Below are 19,973 nucleotides of genomic sequence, written 5' to 3' on the forward strand. Positions count from 1 at the left end.
TGCGCTCGCTGGCCAAGGGTGAAGAGATCACGCAGGACACCTCGACGCTGGAGAACCCGGCGATCCTGGAGCAGCTCAAGCAGGCACAGTAACCCTTCTGCCGTGCAACCGACCAACCCGCCGCCGCGTTCCCGCGCGCCGGCGGGTTTGTTACGATAGCGCCCCACCGACCACGGACCGCCGCCCATGCCCGATGCCCAGTCGCGCTTCCGCCGCCGGCTGCTGCTGTACTACGGCCTGTTCACGCTAGGGTTGTTTGGCTTTGTCGGCATGATGGGGCTGCTGGAGCGCTCCAACGCCGATGCCTTGTGGCTCGGCTATGTCTTCCTCTTTATCACTATCGCGATCTATGCCTGCATCGGGCTGATCTGCCGCACCTCCGACCTCAACGAGTATTACGTCGCCTCGCGGCGCGTGCCGGCGCTGTTCAACGGCATGGCGATCGCCGCCGACTGGATGAGCGCAGCGTCCTTTATCGGGCTGGCCGGCATCCTGTTCGCATCGGGCTACGAGGGCCTCGCGTACGTGATGGGCTGGACCGGCGGCTACTGCCTGGTCGCGTTCCTGCTGGCGCCATACCTGCGCAAGTATGGCGGCTACACCATCCCCGATTTCCTGGCCGCGCGCTATGGCAACGGCAAGCCCGGCGGCAACCTGCCGGTGCGGGCCATTGCGGTGCTGGCGGCGTCGCTGTGTTCCTTCGTCTACCTGGTCGCGCAGATCCAGGGGGTGGGGCTGGTGGTGACGCGCTTTATCGGCGTGGAATTCGCCGTCGGCATCTTCTTCGGGCTGGCCGGGATCCTGGTGTGCTCGTTCCTGGGCGGGATGCGCGCGGTCACGTGGACGCAGGTGGCGCAGTACATCATGATGATCGTCGCCTTCCTGGTCACGGTCTCGATGATCGCGTGGAAGCATCACCAGGAAGCGGTGCCACAGCTCAGCTATGGCACGTTGCTGGCACAGCTCGATGCGCGCGAGCAGGAACTGGAGCGCGAGCCCGCCGAGCAGGCCGTGCGCGAGTACTACAGGCAGCAGGCCATCCTGCTGCAGGAGCGCATCGCCCGTTTGCCGGAATCCTTCCAGCAGGAGCGCGATACGCTGGACGCGCGGCTGCAGGACCTGCGCGCGCGCAATGCGCCGCTACGAGAAATCAAGGCGCTGGAACGCGAGCGCCTGGAATTCCCGCGCGATCCCGCCACCGCGCAGCAGCAGTGGAGCCTGCAGCGCGAAGAGGCGCTTGCGCGCAGCCGGCCTTCGATGTCGTCCACCGAGCCATACCCCGCGGCGTCCGAGCAGGAGCGCAAGACCAAGCGGCTCAACTTTGTGCTGCTGGTGTTCTGCCTGATGGTCGGCACCGCCAGCCTGCCGCATATCCTGACGCGCCTCTACACGACGCCCTCCGTCAAGGAGACCCGCAACTCGGTGGCGTGGGCCGTGTTCTGCATCGCGCTGCTGTACGTGTCCGCGCCGACGCTGGCCGCGCTGGTCAAGTACGAGTTCTTCGAGCACCTGGTCGGCACCTCGTATGCGGAACTGCCGCAATGGGTGGTGCAATGGCGCAAGGTCGATCCGCCGGTATTCGGCATCCGCGACGTCAACGGCGACGGCATCGTGCAATGGGGCGAGATCCTGCTGCAGCCCGACATGATCGTGCTGGCCGCGCCGGAGATCGCCGGGCTGCCCTATGTCATCTCGGGCCTGATCGCCGCCGGCGCGCTGGCCGCGGCGCTGTCTACCGCCGATGGCCTGCTGCTCACCATCGCCAACGCGCTGTCGCACGATGTCTTCTATCACATGGTCGACCGCCAGGCGAGCCACCAGCGCCGCGTCACCACGGCCAAGATCGTGCTGCTGGGCGTTGCCTTGTTCGCTTCATACGTCACATCGCTGCGTCCCGGCAACATCCTGTTCCTGGTCGGCGCAGCCTTCTCGCTGGCGGCATCGAGTTTTTTTCCGGTGCTGGTGCTGGGCATCTTCTGGCGCCGCACGACTGCGGCCGGCGCTGTCGCCGGCATGTCCGCGGGGCTTGGCGTGGCGGTGTACTACATCTTCGTCAACTACCCGTTCTTCACCCGCATGACCGGCATCTTCGGCAACCGCTGGTTTGGCGTTGACCCGATCGCTTCCGGTGCCTTTGGCGTGCCCGCTGGATTTGCAGTGGCAATCATCGTCAGCCTGCTCACGCCGCGCAACGCGCCGGTGATCGACAGGCTGGTGACGTATTTGCGCAGGGGGTAGGGCGGTACCGCACGAACTTGTGGATTCGTCGGGCAACTCTGCTATAATCGCGGACTTCCCGGAGAGATGGATGAGTGGTTTAAGTCGCACGCCTGGAAAGCGTGTATAGGTTAATAGCCTATCGGGGGTTCGAATCCCCCTCTCTCCGCCAGAACAACATCCGTATTGATCCGAAGCCGTCCAATTGGACGGCTTTTTTGTTTTCTGAGCCGGCCCACTCTTTCTTCGCTGCACGGCTTCTTGTGCTTTTCGCCAACGCTCTCCGCCGGCATTCATCGCGCCGTAGGACTCCGACAAAGAAAAGCCCTCGGCCAGGGGGCGAGGGCATGAAAGGCTTGAAGAAAGTGGACGAGTCACGGAAACGCCCATGACGATGTTCGTGCAAACGCCCGGGGCGCGCATCCCTCTAAACAGATGTGCCGCCAGCTGCGGCAGCGTCCTACGCGCTCTGCATAAAAAAAGAGCCCGCACATCGGCGGGCTATGGGTAAAAAGCCGAGAGGGGTCAACTCACGACCCGGGCATTGTCCGGTAAATGTAAAGACATTTGCATCCCCATTTGGTGGGGAAACTATTTCCAGCCTCCGTTCCGAAGGGGCGCCGCGGAGCCTTATTCGAAGGTGCCGGCCGCTTTGGAAAGCGTCCACCCAAGCCCCAGACACAACCCGATCCATGCTGCCGAAATCAAGGCAACGTCATGCCAGTTCATCGTCCGGCGCCCAGGGCGGCGCAACCTGAATGTGTCCCGTGACGAAGGCATGGCCGTCTCCTTCGGAAAGCATGGGGAAAGGCTAGGGCAACCCTGCAGGAATTCACGAGCTCAGTTGTAAAGATTTGTTGCGGTGCGGATGGACCACAGCCTCTTTGCGCCAACCAAAGAAAAAAGCCCTCGGCCAGGGTAGTCGAGGGCTTGAAGTAGTGGTGGGCGAGTCGCGGAACCGCCCGTGACCATGGTCGTACACCCGCGTGGGTTCGCGCATCCCTCTAAATAGAAGTGTTGTGCCTGGACGACAAGCCCCGTGGCTCGATGCGGCCGTGAAACGTCAACACGTCGCCAACCGCACCGAACGCGCATCGCTGTCCCGTCACAGTTACGCCTGTAAACACTTGCTACGAAGAAGGTCATATGCGTCAGTTCAAACCTTTGACAAGTTTGCGATGGCTGCTTGCCTTGTGGGTGCTGTGCAGGCACTGGTTCCATCGCTATGGCGCCGAGGGCGCGTACTTCGATCTTGGCTTTACCAGCACGTTCTTTGACCATGGGTATCTCGGCGTCGACGGTTTTTTTGTCCTGAGCGGCTTTATCCTGGCCTATCAGTACGCCCCCCCGCCCGGAGAGCGGCTGGACTGGCGGGCGTTTATCGTGGCGCGCATTGCACGGGTCTATCCGGCCTACGTCACGTGCCTGCTGGTCTTTGCGGCAGCGGTCATGCTGCGCGACGTAGTGCTGCATACGGGCGTGGTCGGAACCACCGATTACACGGCTTCGAAATTCGTATCGGCATTGCTGCTGCTGAGCGCGTGGCGCTATGCCGGGCCCGCCGGGTGGAACGATGTCGGCTGGTCGGTCAGCGCGGAATGGTTCGCCTATGTCTGGTTTCCGCTGTTCGTGCTCGCGGCGCCGCGCATGAACAAGGCCCGCGTCCTGCTGATGGCGGGGTGCGCGCTGGCGGTGCTCGCGCTGGTGGAGGCAACCTCGCCCGAGCATCTTTCGCTCAGCGGTGGCATCGCACGGCTGCTTCCGGAGTTCCTGCTCGGGGTGCTGCTGTGCCGCCTGCGCGAAGCCATGCCGGAATATGACGGCTGCGTGCTCGGTGCCGTCATCTCGCTGCTTGTCTGCGCCATCGCCGTCGGCCTGGCCGTGGACACCCTGTTCGTCGCCGGCGCGGCCGGGCTGATCTTCTCGCTGTCCTATGAAAAGGACGCGCTGACGCGCGTGCTGTCGGTGGGCGCGCTGGTGTTTCTGGGAGAGGTGTCGTACTGCCTCTATATCGTGCAGCGGATTCCCCAGTACCTGTTCGCGTTCGTCCGGAGCCGCCTGCCCGACCTGGCCGCCATGCCCGGCTGGCTGCAGTCGGTGCTCCTGTTGCTCCTCACGTTGGGCGCCGCCATTCTCCTCCACTATCTGGTGGAGAAGCCGATGCGGTCTTGGGTCAATCGCCGGTTCGGGGCACGGCACCGGCAGGCACGGCCAATGGCCGTTACGCACGCATCCGGCAGCTCATAGCCTATGCTGGTGCCCGAGTTGCTGGACGCCATGCCAGGGCGCAGCGCCTTCTATGCCAAGGCGAGGCGTCTGGCGAGCATCGAGTTGGTGGTGCCGGGCCTGCCCCGCCCCTTTCTTCGGTAGCGCTGAACTCCGGCCCTTGTTCGGTCAATGTCGCGGGAGACGGCGCTCCCATGCTCCCGGATGCGCAACAGTCCGAAATGCCCGCGTTCGGCTCCTGTGCTGTCGGGCCGGGATTCCGGCCGCATTGCCCGCTATGAACGGGCTTTGGCTCACGTCATGACGTCGAAAAGAAAAAGCCCTCGGCCAGGGTAGGCGAGGGCTTCAAGTGGCGTTGGGCGTGTCGCAGTCCGCCCGGTCTAATCGTCGTCGTTGCCGGCACGGCGCGCATCCCCAATTCTGGTGATGCAAAAAAAAAGCCCGCACGATGGCGGGCTGCGGGAAATGCCGAGAGGGGTCAACTCACGACACCTTGATTCTGGGCGGGAAGTGCTGCAGCGAACACCCCCACATGGGTTAATGAGAATCAATGATTCACCGGGCAACCTGCGCTATTCGGGATCGACACGATGCAAAATGCGCATAACCTCGCCTTTGGGCCTGTGGAAGAATTGTTTCATTCTCTCCACCGCCTGAAGCTCCATGACCGACCCCATCGTCTACCTCAATGGTTCCCTGATTCCGCTGTACGAAGCCCGCATCCCGGTCCTGGACCGCGGCTTTATCTTTGGCGATGGCATCTATGAGGTCATCCCGTACTACGGCGGCAAGCCGTTCCGCGGAGCGCAGCATCTTGCGCGCCTGCACCGCAGCCTGGAGGCGATCGGGATTACCGACCCGCACAGCGCCACGCAGTGGCAGGCGCTGATCGACGAAGTGGTCCGCGCCAACGGGATGTCGGACCAGATGATCTATATCCAGGTGACGCGCGGCGTAGCCCGGCGTGCGCATGCCTTCCCCAAGGAAGTCGTGCCGACCGTGCTGATCATGACCAACCCAATGGCGCTGCCGCCCGCGCACATGCGCGAACAGGGCGTGGCCTGCGTGACGATGGAGGACCGACGCTGGCTGAATTGCCAGATCAAGTCGACTTCGCTGCTGGGCAACGTGCTGGCAGCGCAGCATGCCGCGGAGCACGGCGTGGTCGAGGCGATCCAGTTCCGGGACGGCTGGCTGACCGAAGCCTCATCGTCCAACGTCTGGGTGGTGCGCGATGGCCGCGTTCTGGCGCCGCCCAAGGACAACCTGATCCTGGAAGGCATCCGCTACGGCTTTATGGAGGAGGTCTGCGCGGCGCTGGAGATTCCGCTGGAAGCGCGCCGGGTCGCCAGGGAGGACTTGTTCGCGGCTGACGAAGTGCTGCTGTCGTCGGCAAGCAAGGAACTGCTGCCGGTGGTCACCATCGACGGCCGCACCATCGGCGCCGGCACGCCCGGACCGGTCTTTGCGCGGCTCTACGCGGCCTATCAGGCCGAGATCGCGGCGCTTTGAACCACGCCGGCGCACCGTGATAGGATGCCAGCGCATGCATCGAGGAGTCAGCCATGGCCAAGCGCGAGCGTGGCCGGCATGCCCTGCAGGACGAGGTCAGCCGGCGCATTCAGCAAATCTATGAAGTCGGCGAGGACGGCGCCAAGGTCCGGGTGCCCGCCCCGGTGCCGCATGCGCGCGATGCCCGCGGCCGCAACTGGGACATGAGCGGCTTTGGCAACGCAACCGGTTATGAGGCCAGCATCCGCGCGGTGGTCGACAAGGTGCGCGACGAGTTCGACCTGAATGAGTCACTCGAGAACCGCGCGCCAAATCCATTCGGCGACTGAGGCAAGACTCACAGCAAAACATCCAGGCGCGGCTCGGCGCTTTGCCAGATGCCGCCTGAGCGCCGCTTGGCGCCATACATGGCGGCATCGGCCGCGTGCAGCAGTGCCTGGCTGGCCTGCGCGTGGACCGGAAACACGGCCAGGCCGATGCTCACGGACGCTTGCACCGAGGCGCCGTCGGGCAGCGCGATCGGTTCGGTCATGGCTTGCAAGATGTGTTCGGCGATATCGATGGCGTCGGCCGGCGAGCGCAGGCTTGTGGCCAGCACGGCGAACTCGTCGCCGCCGATGCGCGCCACGGTGTCGCCGTTGCGCAGGCTGGCACGGATGCGCTGCGACATGGCCGCCAGCACCGCGTCGCCCGAGGCATGCCCGTGCCGGTCGTTGATGTCCTTGAAGCCGTCGCTGTCGAGATACAGCACCGCCGCATAGTCATGGTTGGCCGCGGCATGTCGCACCGCATGCTCCAGCGCTTCGACGAAGGCGGCGCGGTTCAGCAGCCCGGTGAGCGCATCATGGTTGGCACGGTGGGCGAGGGAGCGGTTTTCGTGCTGCATCTGGTTCTGCCACGTCTGCAGCTCATCGAGCAGCCCGTTGAAGTCGTCGCTGAGCGCGTTGAGCTCGGCGATGCGCGCCGGCGGCGTGCGTTGCGCGAAGTCTCGTTCGGAGCGCACCGCGTGCGCCACCCGCATCAGGTTGCGCAACGGCTCGACGATCTGCACCAGCATGCGGCTGGCCAGGTAATGTGCGCCGACTGCCGTCAGCAACAGGCAGCCAAGCAGCCCCAGCGCTCCTCGCAGCAGAAATTGCAGCAGGTTGCGGGGATCGCAGCTGACCCGCAGCAGGCCCACCTGCTGTGCCTGGTGCACGATCGGCTGTTCCACCGCGTTCATGCTCAGCCATTCGGCCAGGGTCTGGCGCAGGCCGGTCAGCTGCGGTTGCCCGGGGCGCTGCCACGCGGCCAGCACGCGGTTGTCGGCGTCGTAGACGGTTGCGCGCGCGATGTCTTCCGACGCGGCGATGACGGCCAGCGTCTCACCGGTGGCCACCTGGTCGCGGAACACCACAGGCGCTTCCAGCGTATACGCGATCGAGCGTGCCACCAGCCGCAGGTTGTGGTCAGCATAGACGCGCAATGCGGTGACGCCGATCGTCGTCAGCAGCAGGCCGGCGGTAAACACGGCGATCAGCGCCACACCCAGGTGAATGCGGCCCAGCACGCTGTAAAGCGTGGGACGCGGTGCGGCGGCCGGTCCGGGCTGGCGCGGGCTCATGATGACGACCCCTTGCGCCGGCCCAGCTGCAGCACGCCGGGGTGGATGTGCACGCCGCTGCGGGCGAGCGTGTCGAGATTGACGCGGAACGAAATCTGGGTCTCGCGGATGTTCAGGCAGAACATGCTGCCGACCTCGCACTCGAAGTCTTCTTCGGCGACCACCAGCACCGGGCGGCCAGTCAGGTCGGCTGACAGCCGCTTGCGCCGGGCTTCATTCATGACACCGACGTAGAGCGCATCGCAGCCCGGCTGGAGCGTATCGGCCAGCACGTCGACCTGGCGCGCCTGCACCGGCCGGCCGGTGGCAAGCGTGCCGCCTTCCATCAGGCGGGCGGAATAACGGCTGGCGTTGTCGACGCACAGCCGTACTGTGTTGCGCTCCACGGGCCAGCGCGCATAGCCGAGCAGGCTGAAGACCACGCGTGCCACCAGCTCGGTGCGCTGCGGCGCAGGCTGCGCCGTGACCGCCGGCGGCAGCACCGCGGGCAGCAACGCGAGCGTGGCGCCCAGCAGGGCGGGGGCCCACCGGCGCAACAGCGGTCGCCGGCGTGCGGGGGAGATAGGCGGGGCGCTGGCCGGGGCAGGAGCCATGGTTCGGGAAGCGGGAGCGTGTGCGCTGCGATTGTGGTGATTCGGTTACCGCGGCCGTGGCTATGACCCGGGCGCCGGTCGTTCGGACCGGGGGTGGGCTGCAGGCCGGCGGCGGCCGGTGGACTGTTTATCGGTTGCCGCGACGCTGACTGAAGGGTGGTCCCGCTGCGGACTTGGCGGTGCCGCACGCAACACTTGCAATGGGATCCCCCTTCGCCGCCTCGCTGCCAGCCGGCCCTTGCCGACGAGGCCGCCTCCCGGCAAGCCTCCTGGGTTAAGCGGGGTAAGGTCGGGTAAGCCGGGTAAGGGCATGGACCGTGTGCTAGAGTTTTCAGACACCTTTGTGTTACGGCACTTCCCTCAACGACGTTTCCAGAACGTTTTTCAAGGAGATGGATCATGACGAGTGAATCCCGGCCGAACCTGAAAGCTTTCGTGCAGACTGCTCCCCAGGCTGGGCGCTATGTCTGGGTGGTCGCGCTGGTCGACTTCGATGCGCGGCAGGTCCGTCGCGCCATCGTCTCGGACGACACCTTCACCACCGCGGACGCCGCGCGCGATGCCGGCGAGGCCCAGCTCAAGGCAATGGCAGAGGATCACTGATGCCGCCGGCGTGCAAGCGAGTGTTGCACGCCAGCATCTTTGTGATCCCCGGACACCCTTTCTTGCATGGCGCCGCGGCGGCGCGCGCTAGACTGTGCGCGTGTTCATTCCACGAGAAAGGGCTCCCATGACAAATTTAGCGCTCCGGCCCGTCCGGACCGTCTTGCTGGCGGCCGTGCTGGGTTCCAGCCTCGCCTTCAGTGCGGCGTCGGTGGCCCAGGTTTCGGTCAATATTGCCATCGGCGTGCCGCCGCCGGCTCCGATGTACGAGGCCATTCCCGCCCCGCGCCCCGGCTATGTCTGGATGCCGGGCTACTGGGACTGGGACGACCATCGCCATAAGCATGCGTGGAAGACGGGCCGCTGGGAGCGCGAGCGGCCTGGCTATGTCTATGAGTCGCCGCGCTGGATCCAGTCGCGCGATGGCTGGGTGCTGGTGCCGGGTCGCTGGGACCAGGGCGGTTCCAAGGGCAACGGCAAGGGCAACAAGGGCAAGAACTACCACTGCCCGCCGGGCCACGCCAAGAAGGGCGAGTGTTGAAGCGGGTGCGCGCTGAGGCGTGCACGGGCCGGCGCTGCAAGGTGACGCCGGCCATGGTTGCCATGCTACGATCCCCGCCATGATTCCGCGCCCGCAGGGCGCATCGGCAGTGGATCCGGAGGTAGCGATGGCAAGGCACGTCTTCACGCGCGCGCAGTATCTCGACATCCTCAATGACAGCCTGCGCAAGCATCCCGGCTGGCAGCCCGGCATGGCCTTTGTCTTTCTGCCGCCGGGGGCGGATGCCAGCCAGGCGACGGCGGTAGGCTGCACCGGCCCGATGGACGCCATCCCGGTCTACGCGGAGATCCAGCGCGTGGCGGCCGAGCTGATCGAAGTCAGCGACACGTAGCGTGGCTCGGAGCACGTTCCAGCGCGGACGTTGCCGTGCCCGGCCGCAGCCTGCGCGTACAATGCCGGCCTCGACAGACTATCGGAAATTGCCGTGAAGAAAACGGACCTGGAAAAGAACAAGGGCCTGAAGATCGCCAACAGCCTGAAACAGGCCTCGGCGGCCCGGGGCGGGATTCCTGGCGGCGCCGGGGCGCGGCCGGATCGCCGTGAACAGCGCCGGCTGGACCAGGAGCAGGGCCTGGTGCCGTTCGCGTGCAAGCTGGACGGCACGCTGGCGCGGCGCCTGCAGGCGCTGGCCGCCAATCATCCCGGCGGCATGAGCGGACTGCTCAATGAATTGCTGACGGGCGCGCTGCCGCCGGAGCAAGACCAGGCCTGACAGAGATGCGGCCGCGCAGGCGGCCGCAACGATCCGGCGGGACCGGAATCGGATGGGTCAGTCCTCTTCCTCCTCGTCGAGGAATTCGCGGCGCAGCATCCAGTTGGCGATGGCTTCGTCGCAAATGCGCTTGAACTTCTGCTTGTCCGGCATCTTGTCGGCCAGCTGGAAGTTGACCAGCGCCATGCCGGCGTCGGTGATATAGAACATCCGGCGCGGATCGTCATGATGGACGATGCGGCCGTCGATGGCGTCTTCCTCGCTTTCGGCCGGCATGTCTTCCAGCTCGACCACGCGGCAGGTAAAGCGCGGGCTGCGGGTGTGGGTCAGATACTCGAACTCGTCGTGCATGACCTCGCCGCTTTTGCCGGCGATAACGGCGAAGCCCCAGATAAAGCGGGGCATCGGCAGATCGGACAGATCTTCAATCTCGTCCATGGTGTTCTCCCTGATTCAATCCCCGCATTATCGCCCGGAACGCCGTTGCCTCAAAAGCCGGCGTGGGATCCGGCAACGGTGCATGCCCTCCGGCTAGGGCCTTGCCTGGCAATTCGACAGCGCCGCCGCGGCATTTTCCTGCTGCATCAGGTCGCGCAGCGTGCCGGTATCGCCCTTGGTCCACCACTCGTAGCGCCCGCCGACATAGCGCGCGCCGGACGCCGAGACCGTGGTCACCGCCAGCACCGGCTTGCCGTCCAGGCGGAACACGGCGGCCTGGTTGTCCGCGCTGTTGAAGTAGCGCACGGTCAGCGTCTTGTCACCGTCGCATTGGTAGCGCACGGTACGCACGTCGGTAAAGCGCACGCCGTCGATGCCGGGGGCCCGCCCGGCACTGGCGCTGCCCACGGCGGCCAGCAATGCAAGCAGCAGTGCGCCGCGGGTTGCGTTCAAGGTCGGGCGATTCATGGTCGATGGGGCTGTTCCAATGGCTTGTGTCGCCCCGTTCAGGCGCGGGCGGTGGCAGCCGGTTTCTCGGGCTGCGCGGCGCCGCCCAGCATGTAGCCGGCGGCGAGCGTGCGGAAACTGTCGAGTTCGCGCGCCTGCCAGGCCTCGCCTTCCCCGAACTCTTCGGCCAGGACCGCGGCTACTGCCGGCGCGGCCTGCAGCGCGGCGCGTGCGTCGAGGAACAGCACGCGGTTGCGGCGCGCCAGCACGTCTTCGACGCGCCGCGCCAGTTCGTGCCGGGCCGCGAAACGGACATGGGCTTCGGTCAGGCCCGATGCCGCCGCCAGCACGCGGTCATGGCCGGGCAGGGCGCGCAGCGTGGCCAGCTCATTGCCGTAGTAGCGGTCCGGCGCGGCCGCATCCGCCAGCGGCAGTTCCGCCGGCAGTCCGGCGGCGCCGTGCAGCGGCAGCTCGGCGGTCACGCATGGCGCGGCGCGCACCATCTGCCGCTGGATCGCGGTGTCGATCACGTCTTCCGCCATCTTGCGATAGGTGGTCCACTTGCCGCCGGTAACCGTGATCAGGCCCGCCTTCGAGACCAGGATCGTATGCTCGCGCGACAGCGATGCCGTGGAGGCTTCGCCGGTAGCCCTGACCAGCGGCCGCAGCCCGGCCCAGACGCTGGTGACGTCGGCGCGGGTGGGATCCTTGGCCAGGTAGCGCGAGGCGGTCTCGAGGATGAAATCGACATCGTCGGCACCGGCATCGGGCTCGAGCGGCAGGTCGCGCCGCGGCGTATCCGTGGTGCCGACAATGGTATGGCCGTTCCACGGCACCACAAACAGCACCCGGCCGTCGTCGGTCTTTGGAATCAGGATGGCGCGCTCGCCCGGCAGGAAGCTGCGCGGCAGCGTCAGGTGCACGCCCTGGCTCGGGGCCACCAGGGTGCGGGCATGGCCGTCCTCCATCTGGCGCACCGCGTCGACCCAGACCCCGGTGGCATTGATCACGCAGTCCGCGCGCAGCCGAAACGTGGCGCCGTCCAGTGCGTCCTGGACGGTGACGCCGCTGATCACGCCGCCTTGCTGGCTCAGTCCGGTCACGCGCATGTAGTTGACCGCGGTGCCGCCCACATCGAACAGGGTGCGCATCAGCGCCACCGCCAGCCGCGCATCGTCGAACTGGCCGTCGAAGTACAGGTTGCCGCCGCGCAGCGGGCGCCCGCTGACGTGCTCTGCCAGGTTGGGGGCGGCGGCCAGCACCTCATGGTGATTCAGCCAGCGGCTGCCGGCGAGGTTGAGGTTGCCGGCGAGCATGTCGTAGACCTTCAGGCCGATGCCGTAGAAGGGCTGGTCGAACATCTGGTACGCCGGCACCACGAAGCCCAGCGGCCATACCAGGTGCGGCGCGTTGCGCGCGAGCAGGCCGCGCTCGTGCAGCGCCTCGCGCACCAGGCCGATATTGCCCTGGGCCAGGTAGCGCACGCCGCCGTGCACGAGCTTGGTGGCCTTGCTCGAGGTGCCCTTGGCGAAATCGGCGGCTTCGACCAGCAGCGTGCGGTACCCGCGCGAGGCGGCATCGACCGCGGTGCCGAGTCCGGTGGCGCCGCCGCCGATGACGATGACGTCCCAGCGCGGTTCGCGCTCCAGGGTGGAAAGCAGGGCGGCCCGGGTGGGCGGCTGGGTCGGGGTGGAGACTTTCTGCATGGCGCTTGGTTCGGGATGTGTACGATCTTGGCGGAGTGGGGGGCGGCCGGGATTCAGCCGTGGCCGCCGGCTTCGTCCTCGCGCGCCCAGTCGCGGGCGCGATCGACGGCGCGGTGCCAGCGCGCCAGCCGGTGGCCGCGTTCATCGGCCGACAGGTTGGGCTCGAAGCGCCGCTCCACCTGCCATTGCTGCGCGATCTGCGCGGGGTCGCTCCAGTAGCCGGTGGCCAGGCCGGCAAGGTAGGCGGCGCCCAAGGCAGTGGTCTCCGTCACGCGCGGGCGCACCACCGATGTGCCGAGCAGGTCGGCCTGCATCTGCATCAGCAGGTCGCTGCGCGAGGCGCCGCCGTCCACGCGCAGCTCGGCCAGCGCGATGCCGGCGTCCTTCTGCATGGCTTCCAGCACATCGACGCTCTGCAGCGCGATCGATTCCAGCGCCGCGCGGGCGAGTTGCGGCCTGCCGGTGCCGCGCGTCATGCCGACCAGCGTGCCGCGCGCGAAGGCGTCCCAGTGCGGAGCGCCCAGGCCGGCAAAGGCTGGCACCAGCACCACGCCGCCGGTGTCGTCGCACTGGCGCGCGAGCGGCTCGACCTCTGGCGCGCTGTTGATGATCTTCAGGCCGTCGCGCAGCCACTGGATGGTGGCGCCGCCCATGAAGACGCCACCCTCCAGGCAATACTGGGTTTGCCCGCCGAACTGCCAGCCGATGGTGGTCAGCAGCCGGTTATGCGATGCCACCGGCTCGGTGCCGGTATTCATCAGCAGGAAGCAGCCCGTGCCGTAGGTGTTCTTGGCCATGCCGGGCGACAGGCAGGCCTGCCCGAAGGTGGCCGCCTGCTGGTCGCCCGCGATGCCCGCGATCGGGATCTCCACGCCGAACAGCCGCGCCGCGGTGCGCGCCACCTCGCCGCTGGATGGCACCACCTCGGGCAGCAGCGCATGCGGGATGTCGAGCAGCGCCAGCAGTGCGTCGTCCCACTCGAAGCGGTGGATATTGAACAGCATCGTGCGCGAGGCGTTCGACACGTCCGTGACATGGCGCGCGCCGTCGGTCAGCTGCCAGATCAGCCAGCTGTCGACCGTGCCGAACGCCAGCTCGCCGCGCTGCGCGCGATCGCGGGCACCCTCGATGTTGTCGAGCATCCAGCGCAGCTTGGTGCCGGAGAAATACGCATCGACGATCAGCCCGGTCTTCTCGCGGAACAGCTCGCCATGGCCGGCGGCCTGCAGCGCCTCGCACATCGGCGCGGTGCGGCGGTCCTGCCAGACCAGCGCGCGCCCCACCGGCTCGCCGGTCTTGCGGTCCCACAGGACCGTGGTTTCGCGCTGGTTGGTGATGCCGATGGCGCGCACCTGCGTGGCGGAGATGCCGGCATCGGCCAGCACTTCGTGCGCTACCGCCAGTTGCGACTGCCAGATTTCGTACGGGTCGTGCTCGACATGGCCTGGATGTGGGTAGTATTGGCGGAACTCGCGCTGGACCAGCCGCACCACGCTGCCGGCGTGGTCGAACAGGATCGCGCGCGAGCTGCTGGTGCCCTGGTCGAGCGCCAGCACAAATTGCGGCTCGGAATCTTGCCGGCCTGGGCCGGCGTGCTGCGCCTGGGCTTGCGTTGCTGCCTGGTTCATGCGTTCAATCCTGAAAATGACAAGATGCGCCGGCCCGGCCGGCGCCCCGATCTGACATGGCCGAAATCTTTTCCCTGCCGCCCGCTGGGCCATCCGGCGTTCCGTCCGAGGCTCCATCCGGCGATGGCGCCGACGCCAGCCACATGGCACGCATTGCCGCCTCGCTGGCGGCGCGGACCCGCTTCGATCCCGCCAGCAAGCTGCGTTTGATGGCGGGCGGCCAGCAGGTCGGCTGGCTGCCCCGGTCGCATGCAGCGATCCTGCGCGGCATGGGCTGCGTCCTCGGGCCGGAGGAGGGCGCCGCGGACGGCACCGCCGCGGTGGAACTGCTGCCGGGACGGTGCGGCTTCGACGTGCTGAGCGCCGCGCTGGCCGCGCTCGCGCACCAGTTGGCCGATGCCGGGCACGTGCGCGGCTGGCGCCATGAACTGTTCGCGGTCACCTCGGCCCTGGACGCACCCGCGCTCGCGGCGGTGGAGCGCGCCGCGGCGCGCTTCCTGGGTTTGCTGACCTTTGCCTCGCACATGAACGGCATCGTGGAGACCGGCGAAGCCGGCCCCGTGCTGTGGATCTCGCGGCGCAGCCCTGCCAAGTCGGTCGACCCCGGCATGTGGGACAACCTGGTCGCCGGCGGCATGCCGCACGGCAGCGACCCGCTGGCCACGCTGGTGCGCGAGTGCGAGGAAGAATCCGGCATCCCGCCGGCGCTGGCCGGGCGCGTGCAGCCGCACGGCATGATCGAGGTGCTGCGCGACCTGCCCGAAGGCGTGCAGTGGGAACAGGTCTATGTCTATGACCTGATGCTGCCGCCAGGATTCGTCCCGAGCAATCAGGATGGCGAGGTCAGCGAACACAAGCGCGTGGGGCTGGCCGCATTGCTTGATATCATGTCGAGCGGCGCCATGACGGTCGACGCCACGCTGGTGACGCTGGATGCCCTTCGCCGGCGCGGCTGGCCGGGCACCGAAGATCGTCGCGCTTGAGCTTGCGCAGCGGGCCTGGCCCGCGCTTCCAAGGCTTCCAAGGCTTTCACTGCCTTCGTGGCCTTCGTAGCCGTTGCGCTCATACACCGCGCCCCTCCGACAGAACCACACACCATGAGCACCACCGGATTCATCCTGACCCTTTCGTGCCCCGACCAGCCGGGCATCGTCCACGCCGTCTCGGGCCTGCTGTTCCAGCACGGCTGCAATATCGTCGACTCGGACCAGTACGGTGACGCGTACACGGGCCGCTTCTTCATGCGGGTGCACTTCAGCGCGGCTGCCGGCGGCCCGGACCTCGGCACGCTGAAGGCAGCGTTCGCGCCGGTGGGCGACCAGTTCGGCATGCAGTGGGAGCTGAACGACGCCTCGGTCAAGCCGCGCGTCATGATCATGGTGTCCAAGATCGGCCACTGCCTGAATGATCTGCTGTTCCGCGCCAAGGTGGGTGGCCTGCCGGTCGAGATCGCGGCGATCGTGTCCAATCACCGCGACTTCTACCAGCTGGCCGCGTCGTACGACGTGCCGTTCTTCCACCTGCCGCTGATGAACGCCTCGGCCGAGCAGAAGGCCGCGCAGGAGGCGCGCGTGTTCGACGTGGTGCAGGAGCAGAAGATCGATCTGGTGGTGCTGGCGCGCTACATGCAGGTGCTGTCCGACGGCCTGTGCCGCAAGCTGGCCGGCCGCGCCATCAATATCCACCACTCGTTCCTGCCCAGCTTCAAGGGCGCCAAGCCTTACTACCAGGCGCACGACCGCGGCGTGAAGCTGATCGGCGCGACCGCGCACTACGTCACCGCCGACCTGGACGAGGGCCCGATCATCGAGCAGGAAATCGAGCGCGTCGACCACAGCATGGACCCGGACCAGCTCACCGCCGTGGGCCGCGACGTGGAATGTGTGGCGCTGGCCCGCGCGGTCAAGTGGCACGCAGAACGCCGCATCCTGCTGAACGGCCACAAGACCGTCGTCTTCAAGTAAGCCCTCGTCTTCCGGAAGGTTTGCTCTCCTCTCCCGCAGCCGGGAGAGGAGCAGGGGGAGAGGGCAGGCGCGTCGCAAGGCCGGCTCGCTCCGCCATTCCCCGCCACCCGCCATCAACGCCAGCCCCGCTCCCGCCAGCGCGGCAGCAGCAGCCGGACGTCCGGCACGCTCATTCCCGCTCCGCCACCACACATTTCACCCCGCTGTCGGCCAGGATCCGGTCGAACGGTGCCGCCAGCGGCTCATCGGTGAACAGCCGGTCGACCTGCGACACATGCGCCAGTTCCACCATGGCCTGGCGGTTGAACTTGCTGGTGTCCGCCGCCAGCCAGACCTCCCGTGAATGCTCGATGATGGTCCGCGCCACCTTGACCTCGCGGAAGTCGTAGTCGCGCAGCGTGCCATCCGTCTCGATGCCCGAGATGCCGATCAGGCCGATATCCACCTTGAACTGCCGGATGAACTCGACCGTGGCCTCGCCGACGATGCCGCGGTCGCGCGAGCGCAGCACGCCGCCGGCGACGATGACTTCGCAGTCCGGGTTGTCCGCCAGGATATTGGCCACGTTCAGGTTATTGGTGATCACGCGCAGCCCACGATGCTGCATCAGCTCGCGTGCGATCTCTTCCACCGTGGTGCCGATATTCAGGATCAGCGAGCAGCCCTCAGGCACCGCCGCCGCCACCGCGCGCGCAATGCGCGCCTTGCCCTCGGCATTCAGCACCTGTCGCTGCCGGTAGGCGATGTTCTCGGTGGTGGAGCCTTCTACCCGCACCCCGCCATGGAAGCGCGCCAGCATGCCGTTCTCGGCCAGCAGGTTGACATCTCGCCGCACCGTCTGGAGCGTGACGCCGAACTTGCGCGCAAGTTCGTCGATGGAGGCGAAGCCCTGGGTGCGGACTTCTTCGAGCAGGGCGGTCTGGCGGGGATTGAGCGTCATGCCGGGATTCTAGTTCAAACAGAAACGAAAACAAATGATGCGGTGCACACTTGTTTTCTGTTCGTTTTGTTACTAAAACGGTCGGAAGCCAAGAATTGTGCGCCTGCGTCGCGCGGAACGTAGTGATGCGGAAAGCATCTCGAACATGGAGACCCGATGCAGCTGAGTTTGGAGACCGTGTGACCGGCACCAACGTGTCCGACTATCCCAAGCTGGCGCAGCTGTGGTGGAAGAACGTGGCCACCGCGGTGACCGGCGAGAAAACCCCGCAGGCCGCCATGGACACGCTCGCCGACGAGATGGACCAGGTGATGGCACGGCTGCAGCGCGCCGGCATGAGCAACTGCGCGCCCAAGCTCAGCCCGAAGGGCGACCCGGCCAAGTGGCTGTCGAGCGACCACGCGCCGTGGAAGAAGCTGGCCAACGAGAAGCCCAAGGGCGAGACCATCCCCTATGACAAGCTGCTGCAGGCATGGAAGGAGGGCAAGGTGTGCTGACCAGCGGCGACCGGGCAGGCTGCACGGCCTGGCGTCGGGCGCGCTGTCACCCGCAACGGGCGCCTGGCGCGCCCTTTTTTTTTATCCGCTAGGCCGGCAAGCCGGCAGGCTCCCGGGAGGGCGCCGATGCCACACCGGAGTCGGCATTGGCCGCAGGGTTGCAATCGCGCTGGGCGGCATAGCGCGCCTTGCCATGCCGCTTGGCCTGGTACAGCGCCATGTCCGCGTGCATGAACAGCTCGCTGACGGTCATGACCTGGCGCCCCTCATGCAGCGCCGAACCGACGCTGGCCGTGGCCGACAGCGAATGCCCGTCGATCACCAGCGGCACGCGCGCGGCCTGCACGATGGCGTTGGCGACCGAGTCCATCGCGCTGCGGTCGGATACGCCGTCCAGGATCACCGCGAACTCGTCGCCGCCAATGCGCGCGACCGCGTCGCCCTTGCGCACGCAGGCACGCAGGCGCTGCGCGAACGCCACCAGCAGGCGGTCGCCGACCGGATGGCCGTAGTTGTCGTTGACCGCCTTGAAGTCGTCCAGGTCCACCAGCAGCAGAGCCTGCGCGCGGCCACCGGCGCTCGTGCGTGCCATGCATTCCGCCAGGCGCCGGTCGAAGCCCTTGCGGTTGAGCAGGCCGGTGAGATGGTCCGAGACGGTCTGCGCCTCCAGGTTGCGCAGCTTCTGGCGCTCGTGCGTCACATTGCGCGCGAACATATGCAGGCCGACCACGGTGTCCTGGGCATCGTTCCAGGCGGGCTGGTAGGTGACCTCCATGCACTCGTTGCCATCCGGGCTTTCGCGCGTGAACGTCACCGCGCGCCCGGCGAAGGCCTGTTCCAGGTACGGCTGGCAGGCCATGTATTCCTGGGTGCCCCACAGCTCGCGCAAGGACAGCCCGACGATCTGCTGCGCCGGCACTCCGTAGTGCTGCGCGTAGGCCTGGTTGACGAAGGCGTAGCGCTGTTGCCGGTCGATGAAGGAAACGAAGTCCGGCACGTGGTTGGCGATGGCCTCGATGCGCTTTTCGCTCTCTGCGGCGCGGTCCTTGGCGGCCTGCAGCGCGGCCTCGCGCTCGGACAGCTGCGCCACCACTTCGGCAAAACTGGTGGCAAGCTCGCCGATTTCGTCGGCCCGGCCGGTGGGCAGGTCCGCCAGTGCGCTGGGGTTGGTGGCAATCTGGCGCACGGCGCGGTGCAGCCGCTGCAACGGCGCCAGCAGCCGGCGCATCACCAGCCACATCAGCGCGGCGGCGAAGAGGAGCGACAGCCCGGCAATGACCATCGTACGCTGGCGCACATCGACCAGCACGGCGTAGGCCTCGGTCGCCGGCAGCACGGCCACCACTTCCCAGCCGTTGGCCTGCAGAAGGTAGCGCGCCACGATAGGCTGCGTCGGCCTGACCACTTCCAGCATCGAGGCGGGACGTTCGGCGCCGCAGGCCTCGTCGACCGCGCGCGCCGGCGTCAGCACGCGGCTGGGATCGGGATGCATGGCATAGCGCGGACTGGTGCCGCCCGACACCAGGCAGAAGCTGCCGGTGACACCGACCCGGCTGTGCGCCAGCTCGCGCAGGAAATTGCTGCCCGACAGGTTCAGCACGCCGCCGACCACGCCGCGCACCTCTCCGTTGGGTCCGTGCAGCGGTACGGCCAGCACCACGCCCGGTGCGTTGGTCAGCTTGCCCTGGATCAGGTCCGACACCGCGAGCGGCTGGCCGCGCATGACATCACGGAAGTAGTCACGGTCCTCCACCCGCAGGCGCACGTTGTCCGGCACGGCTGTGCTGAACACCAGCTGGCCGTCCGGAGCGGCAAGGAAGACAGCGTTGAACTGGTCCGGCATGTCGACCATGCCTTCGGCGGCGCGTCGCAGCTCGGCCGGCCTGGCTGAAAGCATCGGCGACAGCTGCCGGGCCACACGGCGCAACGCCGCGGCACGGCTTTGCACCTTTTCGTCCAGTTGCTCCGCCACCAGCTCGACCAGCGTGTCCTGCTGCTGCTGCCGCAGGTGCTTGAGGCTGTCGTAGGCGTAGTACTGGGCGTACAGGGCGCGCAGCACGATGATCAGCGTCACCACACCCGCCGTGGCGAACGCCATCCGGTATTTCAAAGAGTGCTGCATGATTGACGTCTTTCTTGTGCGCACTGACCCGTGGCCCGCTCCCGGGGGCTTTATCTTGCCTGCCTCGCCCATTGCCGAGCCATGCGTTCAAGATTAGCAGATGTCAAGGGTGAATTCGAAACTGTTTGCAACAAGAATCATGGACTTGTTGCAGGTGTGCGGAAGGCGTGATGGAGGGGGCCGTTTGGGGTGCGTATTGCGCC

The 19,973-nt window shown here is 66.9% G+C and carries 18 protein-coding genes, 1 tRNA gene and 1 pseudogene; 12 read left to right on the forward strand and 8 right to left on the reverse strand.

All coding sequences use genetic code 11. The features are described 5' to 3' along the window. The first annotated feature begins 186 nt into the window (after window positions 1–186). The 5 genes from J8I82_RS00005 to J8I82_RS00025 all read left to right on the forward strand — a co-directional run bounded on the left by J8I82_RS00005 (window position 187) and on the right by J8I82_RS00025 (window position 6,284). Complete coding sequence (locus J8I82_RS00005; RefSeq protein WP_209753716.1) at window positions 187–2,238, forward strand: VC_2705 family sodium/solute symporter; 2,052 nt, start codon at window positions 187–189, stop codon at window positions 2,236–2,238. Window positions 2,239–2,298: 60 nt separating this feature from the next. Further along, a tRNA-Ser gene (locus J8I82_RS00010) sits at window positions 2,299–2,389 on the forward strand. Window positions 2,390–3,363: 974 nt separating this feature from the next. Further along, entirely contained in the window at window positions 3,364–4,464 is a 1,101-nt protein-coding gene (locus J8I82_RS00015) for an acyltransferase family protein (protein WP_209753717.1), read from the forward strand. A 642-nt stretch (window positions 4,465–5,106) separates the two neighbouring features. After that, window positions 5,107–5,955, forward strand: a complete 849-nt coding sequence (locus J8I82_RS00020; RefSeq protein ID WP_209753718.1) for a D-amino acid aminotransferase — start codon at window positions 5,107–5,109, stop codon at window positions 5,953–5,955. A 53-nt stretch (window positions 5,956–6,008) separates the two neighbouring features. Beyond that, window positions 6,009–6,284, forward strand: a complete 276-nt coding sequence (locus J8I82_RS00025) for a hypothetical protein (RefSeq protein WP_209753719.1) — start codon at window positions 6,009–6,011, stop codon at window positions 6,282–6,284. Between the two features lie 8 nt (window positions 6,285–6,292). On the opposite strand, the gene dgcN is transcribed toward J8I82_RS00025, so the two are convergent. Together dgcN and yfiR are read right to left on the reverse strand one after the other, a co-directional pair. Beyond that, window positions 6,293–7,558, reverse strand: coding sequence for a diguanylate cyclase DgcN/YfiN (gene dgcN, locus J8I82_RS00030; RefSeq protein WP_209753720.1), 1,266 nt, complete (start codon window positions 7,556–7,558; stop codon window positions 6,293–6,295). Then, window positions 7,555–8,151: a regulatory sequestration protein YfiR gene (gene yfiR, locus J8I82_RS00035; protein WP_209753721.1), complete on the reverse strand. Its 597-nt coding sequence runs from the start codon at window positions 8,149–8,151 to the stop codon at window positions 7,555–7,557. The genes dgcN and yfiR overlap by 4 nt, the downstream gene beginning before the upstream one ends. 399 nt (window positions 8,152–8,550) lie before the next feature. Between yfiR and J8I82_RS00040 the strand changes: the two genes are divergently transcribed. The 4 genes from J8I82_RS00040 to J8I82_RS00055 all read left to right on the forward strand — a co-directional run bounded on the left by J8I82_RS00040 (window position 8,551) and on the right by J8I82_RS00055 (window position 10,028). After that, the gene (locus tag J8I82_RS00040) at window positions 8,551–8,754 is read left to right on the forward strand and encodes a hypothetical protein (protein ID WP_029046343.1); all 204 of its coding nucleotides are present in this window, start codon (window positions 8,551–8,553) and stop codon (window positions 8,752–8,754) included. A gap of 127 nt (window positions 8,755–8,881) precedes the next feature. Continuing rightward, window positions 8,882–9,295: a YXWGXW repeat-containing protein gene (locus tag J8I82_RS00045; RefSeq protein ID WP_209753722.1), complete on the forward strand. Its 414-nt coding sequence runs from the start codon at window positions 8,882–8,884 to the stop codon at window positions 9,293–9,295. Window positions 9,296–9,422: 127 nt separating this feature from the next. Further along, entirely contained in the window at window positions 9,423–9,647 is a 225-nt protein-coding gene (locus tag J8I82_RS00050; protein ID WP_029046345.1) for a hypothetical protein, read from the forward strand. 87 nt (window positions 9,648–9,734) lie between these two features. Further along, window positions 9,735–10,028 carry a hypothetical protein gene (locus tag J8I82_RS00055; RefSeq protein WP_209754381.1) on the forward strand — a complete coding sequence of 98 codons (294 nt, stop codon included), beginning with the start codon at window positions 9,735–9,737 and terminating at the stop codon, window positions 10,026–10,028. Window positions 10,029–10,085: 57 nt separating this feature from the next. On the opposite strand, the gene J8I82_RS00060 is transcribed toward J8I82_RS00055, so the two are convergent. From J8I82_RS00060 to glpK, 4 genes are all read right to left on the reverse strand, one after another. Further along, complete coding sequence (locus J8I82_RS00060) at window positions 10,086–10,466, reverse strand: hypothetical protein (protein ID WP_116321958.1); 381 nt, start codon at window positions 10,464–10,466, stop codon at window positions 10,086–10,088. 93 nt (window positions 10,467–10,559) lie between these two features. Beyond that, window positions 10,560–10,919, reverse strand: coding sequence for an MliC family protein (locus tag J8I82_RS00065; protein ID WP_245179261.1), 360 nt, complete (start codon window positions 10,917–10,919; stop codon window positions 10,560–10,562). Between the two features lie 53 nt (window positions 10,920–10,972). Continuing rightward, window positions 10,973–12,619, reverse strand: a complete 1,647-nt coding sequence (locus J8I82_RS00070) for a glycerol-3-phosphate dehydrogenase/oxidase (protein WP_209753724.1) — start codon at window positions 12,617–12,619, stop codon at window positions 10,973–10,975. A 53-nt stretch (window positions 12,620–12,672) separates the two neighbouring features. Next, the gene (glpK, locus tag J8I82_RS00075) at window positions 12,673–14,247 is read right to left on the reverse strand and encodes a glycerol kinase GlpK (protein ID WP_209753725.1); all 1,575 of its coding nucleotides are present in this window, start codon (window positions 14,245–14,247) and stop codon (window positions 12,673–12,675) included. Window positions 14,248–14,303: 56 nt separating this feature from the next. On the opposite strand from glpK, the gene J8I82_RS00080 reads away from it, so the two are divergent. Together J8I82_RS00080 and purU are read left to right on the forward strand one after the other, a co-directional pair. Continuing rightward, a complete protein-coding gene (locus tag J8I82_RS00080; RefSeq protein WP_209753726.1) occupies window positions 14,304–15,230 on the forward strand; it encodes an NUDIX hydrolase in 927 nt (308 codons plus the stop codon). Window positions 15,231–15,344: 114 nt separating this feature from the next. Further along, window positions 15,345–16,211, forward strand: coding sequence for a formyltetrahydrofolate deformylase (gene purU, locus J8I82_RS00085; RefSeq protein WP_209753727.1), 867 nt, complete (start codon window positions 15,345–15,347; stop codon window positions 16,209–16,211). Window positions 16,212–16,380: 169 nt separating this feature from the next. Here the strand turns inward: purU and J8I82_RS00090 are convergent, their stop codons facing one another. Next, complete coding sequence (locus J8I82_RS00090; RefSeq protein WP_209753728.1) at window positions 16,381–17,151, reverse strand: DeoR/GlpR family DNA-binding transcription regulator; 771 nt, start codon at window positions 17,149–17,151, stop codon at window positions 16,381–16,383. Between the two features lie 182 nt (window positions 17,152–17,333). Between J8I82_RS00090 and J8I82_RS00095 the strand changes: the two are divergent. After that, a pseudogene (locus J8I82_RS00095) lies at window positions 17,334–17,648 on the forward strand (carbohydrate ABC transporter substrate-binding protein); the annotation flags it as partial. An 88-nt stretch (window positions 17,649–17,736) separates the two neighbouring features. On the opposite strand, the gene J8I82_RS00100 reads toward J8I82_RS00095, so the two are convergent. Beyond that, window positions 17,737–19,770, reverse strand: a complete 2,034-nt coding sequence (locus J8I82_RS00100) for a sensor domain-containing diguanylate cyclase (protein ID WP_245179263.1) — start codon at window positions 19,768–19,770, stop codon at window positions 17,737–17,739. Window positions 19,771–19,973: the final 203 nt, after the last annotated feature.

Origin of the sequence: Cupriavidus consociatus (assembly GCF_017814975.1) — a bacterium.
Classification (GTDB): Bacteria; Pseudomonadota; Gammaproteobacteria; order Burkholderiales; family Burkholderiaceae; genus Cupriavidus; species Cupriavidus consociatus.

Bases quoted from the DNA above. Each gene is read 5' to 3' on its own strand.
- J8I82_RS00005 (WP_209753716.1), top strand. From the start codon at position 187: ATGCCCGATGCCCAGTCGCGCTTCCGCCGCCGGCTGCTGCTGTACTAC.
- J8I82_RS00015 (WP_209753717.1), top strand. From the start codon at position 3,364: ATGCGTCAGTTCAAACCTTTGACAAGTTTGCGATGGCTGCTTGCCTTG.
- J8I82_RS00020 (WP_209753718.1), top strand. From the start codon at position 5,107: ATGACCGACCCCATCGTCTACCTCAATGGTTCCCTGATTCCGCTGTAC.
- J8I82_RS00025 (WP_209753719.1), top strand. From the start codon at position 6,009: ATGGCCAAGCGCGAGCGTGGCCGGCATGCCCTGCAGGACGAGGTCAGC.
- dgcN (WP_209753720.1), bottom strand. From the start codon at position 7,558: ATGAGCCCGCGCCAGCCCGGACCGGCCGCCGCACCGCGTCCCACGCTT.
- yfiR (WP_209753721.1), bottom strand. From the start codon at position 8,151: ATGGCTCCTGCCCCGGCCAGCGCCCCGCCTATCTCCCCCGCACGCCGG.
- J8I82_RS00040 (WP_029046343.1), top strand. From the start codon at position 8,551: ATGACGAGTGAATCCCGGCCGAACCTGAAAGCTTTCGTGCAGACTGCT.
- J8I82_RS00045 (WP_209753722.1), top strand. From the start codon at position 8,882: ATGACAAATTTAGCGCTCCGGCCCGTCCGGACCGTCTTGCTGGCGGCC.
- J8I82_RS00050 (WP_029046345.1), top strand. From the start codon at position 9,423: ATGGCAAGGCACGTCTTCACGCGCGCGCAGTATCTCGACATCCTCAAT.
- J8I82_RS00060 (WP_116321958.1), bottom strand. From the start codon at position 10,466: ATGGACGAGATTGAAGATCTGTCCGATCTGCCGATGCCCCGCTTTATC.
- J8I82_RS00070 (WP_209753724.1), bottom strand. From the start codon at position 12,619: ATGCAGAAAGTCTCCACCCCGACCCAGCCGCCCACCCGGGCCGCCCTG.
- glpK (WP_209753725.1), bottom strand. From the start codon at position 14,247: ATGAACCAGGCAGCAACGCAAGCCCAGGCGCAGCACGCCGGCCCAGGC.
- J8I82_RS00080 (WP_209753726.1), top strand. From the start codon at position 14,304: ATGGCCGAAATCTTTTCCCTGCCGCCCGCTGGGCCATCCGGCGTTCCG.
- purU (WP_209753727.1), top strand. From the start codon at position 15,345: ATGAGCACCACCGGATTCATCCTGACCCTTTCGTGCCCCGACCAGCCG.
- J8I82_RS00090 (WP_209753728.1), bottom strand. From the start codon at position 17,151: ATGACGCTCAATCCCCGCCAGACCGCCCTGCTCGAAGAAGTCCGCACC.
- J8I82_RS00100 (WP_245179263.1), bottom strand. From the start codon at position 19,770: ATGCAGCACTCTTTGAAATACCGGATGGCGTTCGCCACGGCGGGTGTG.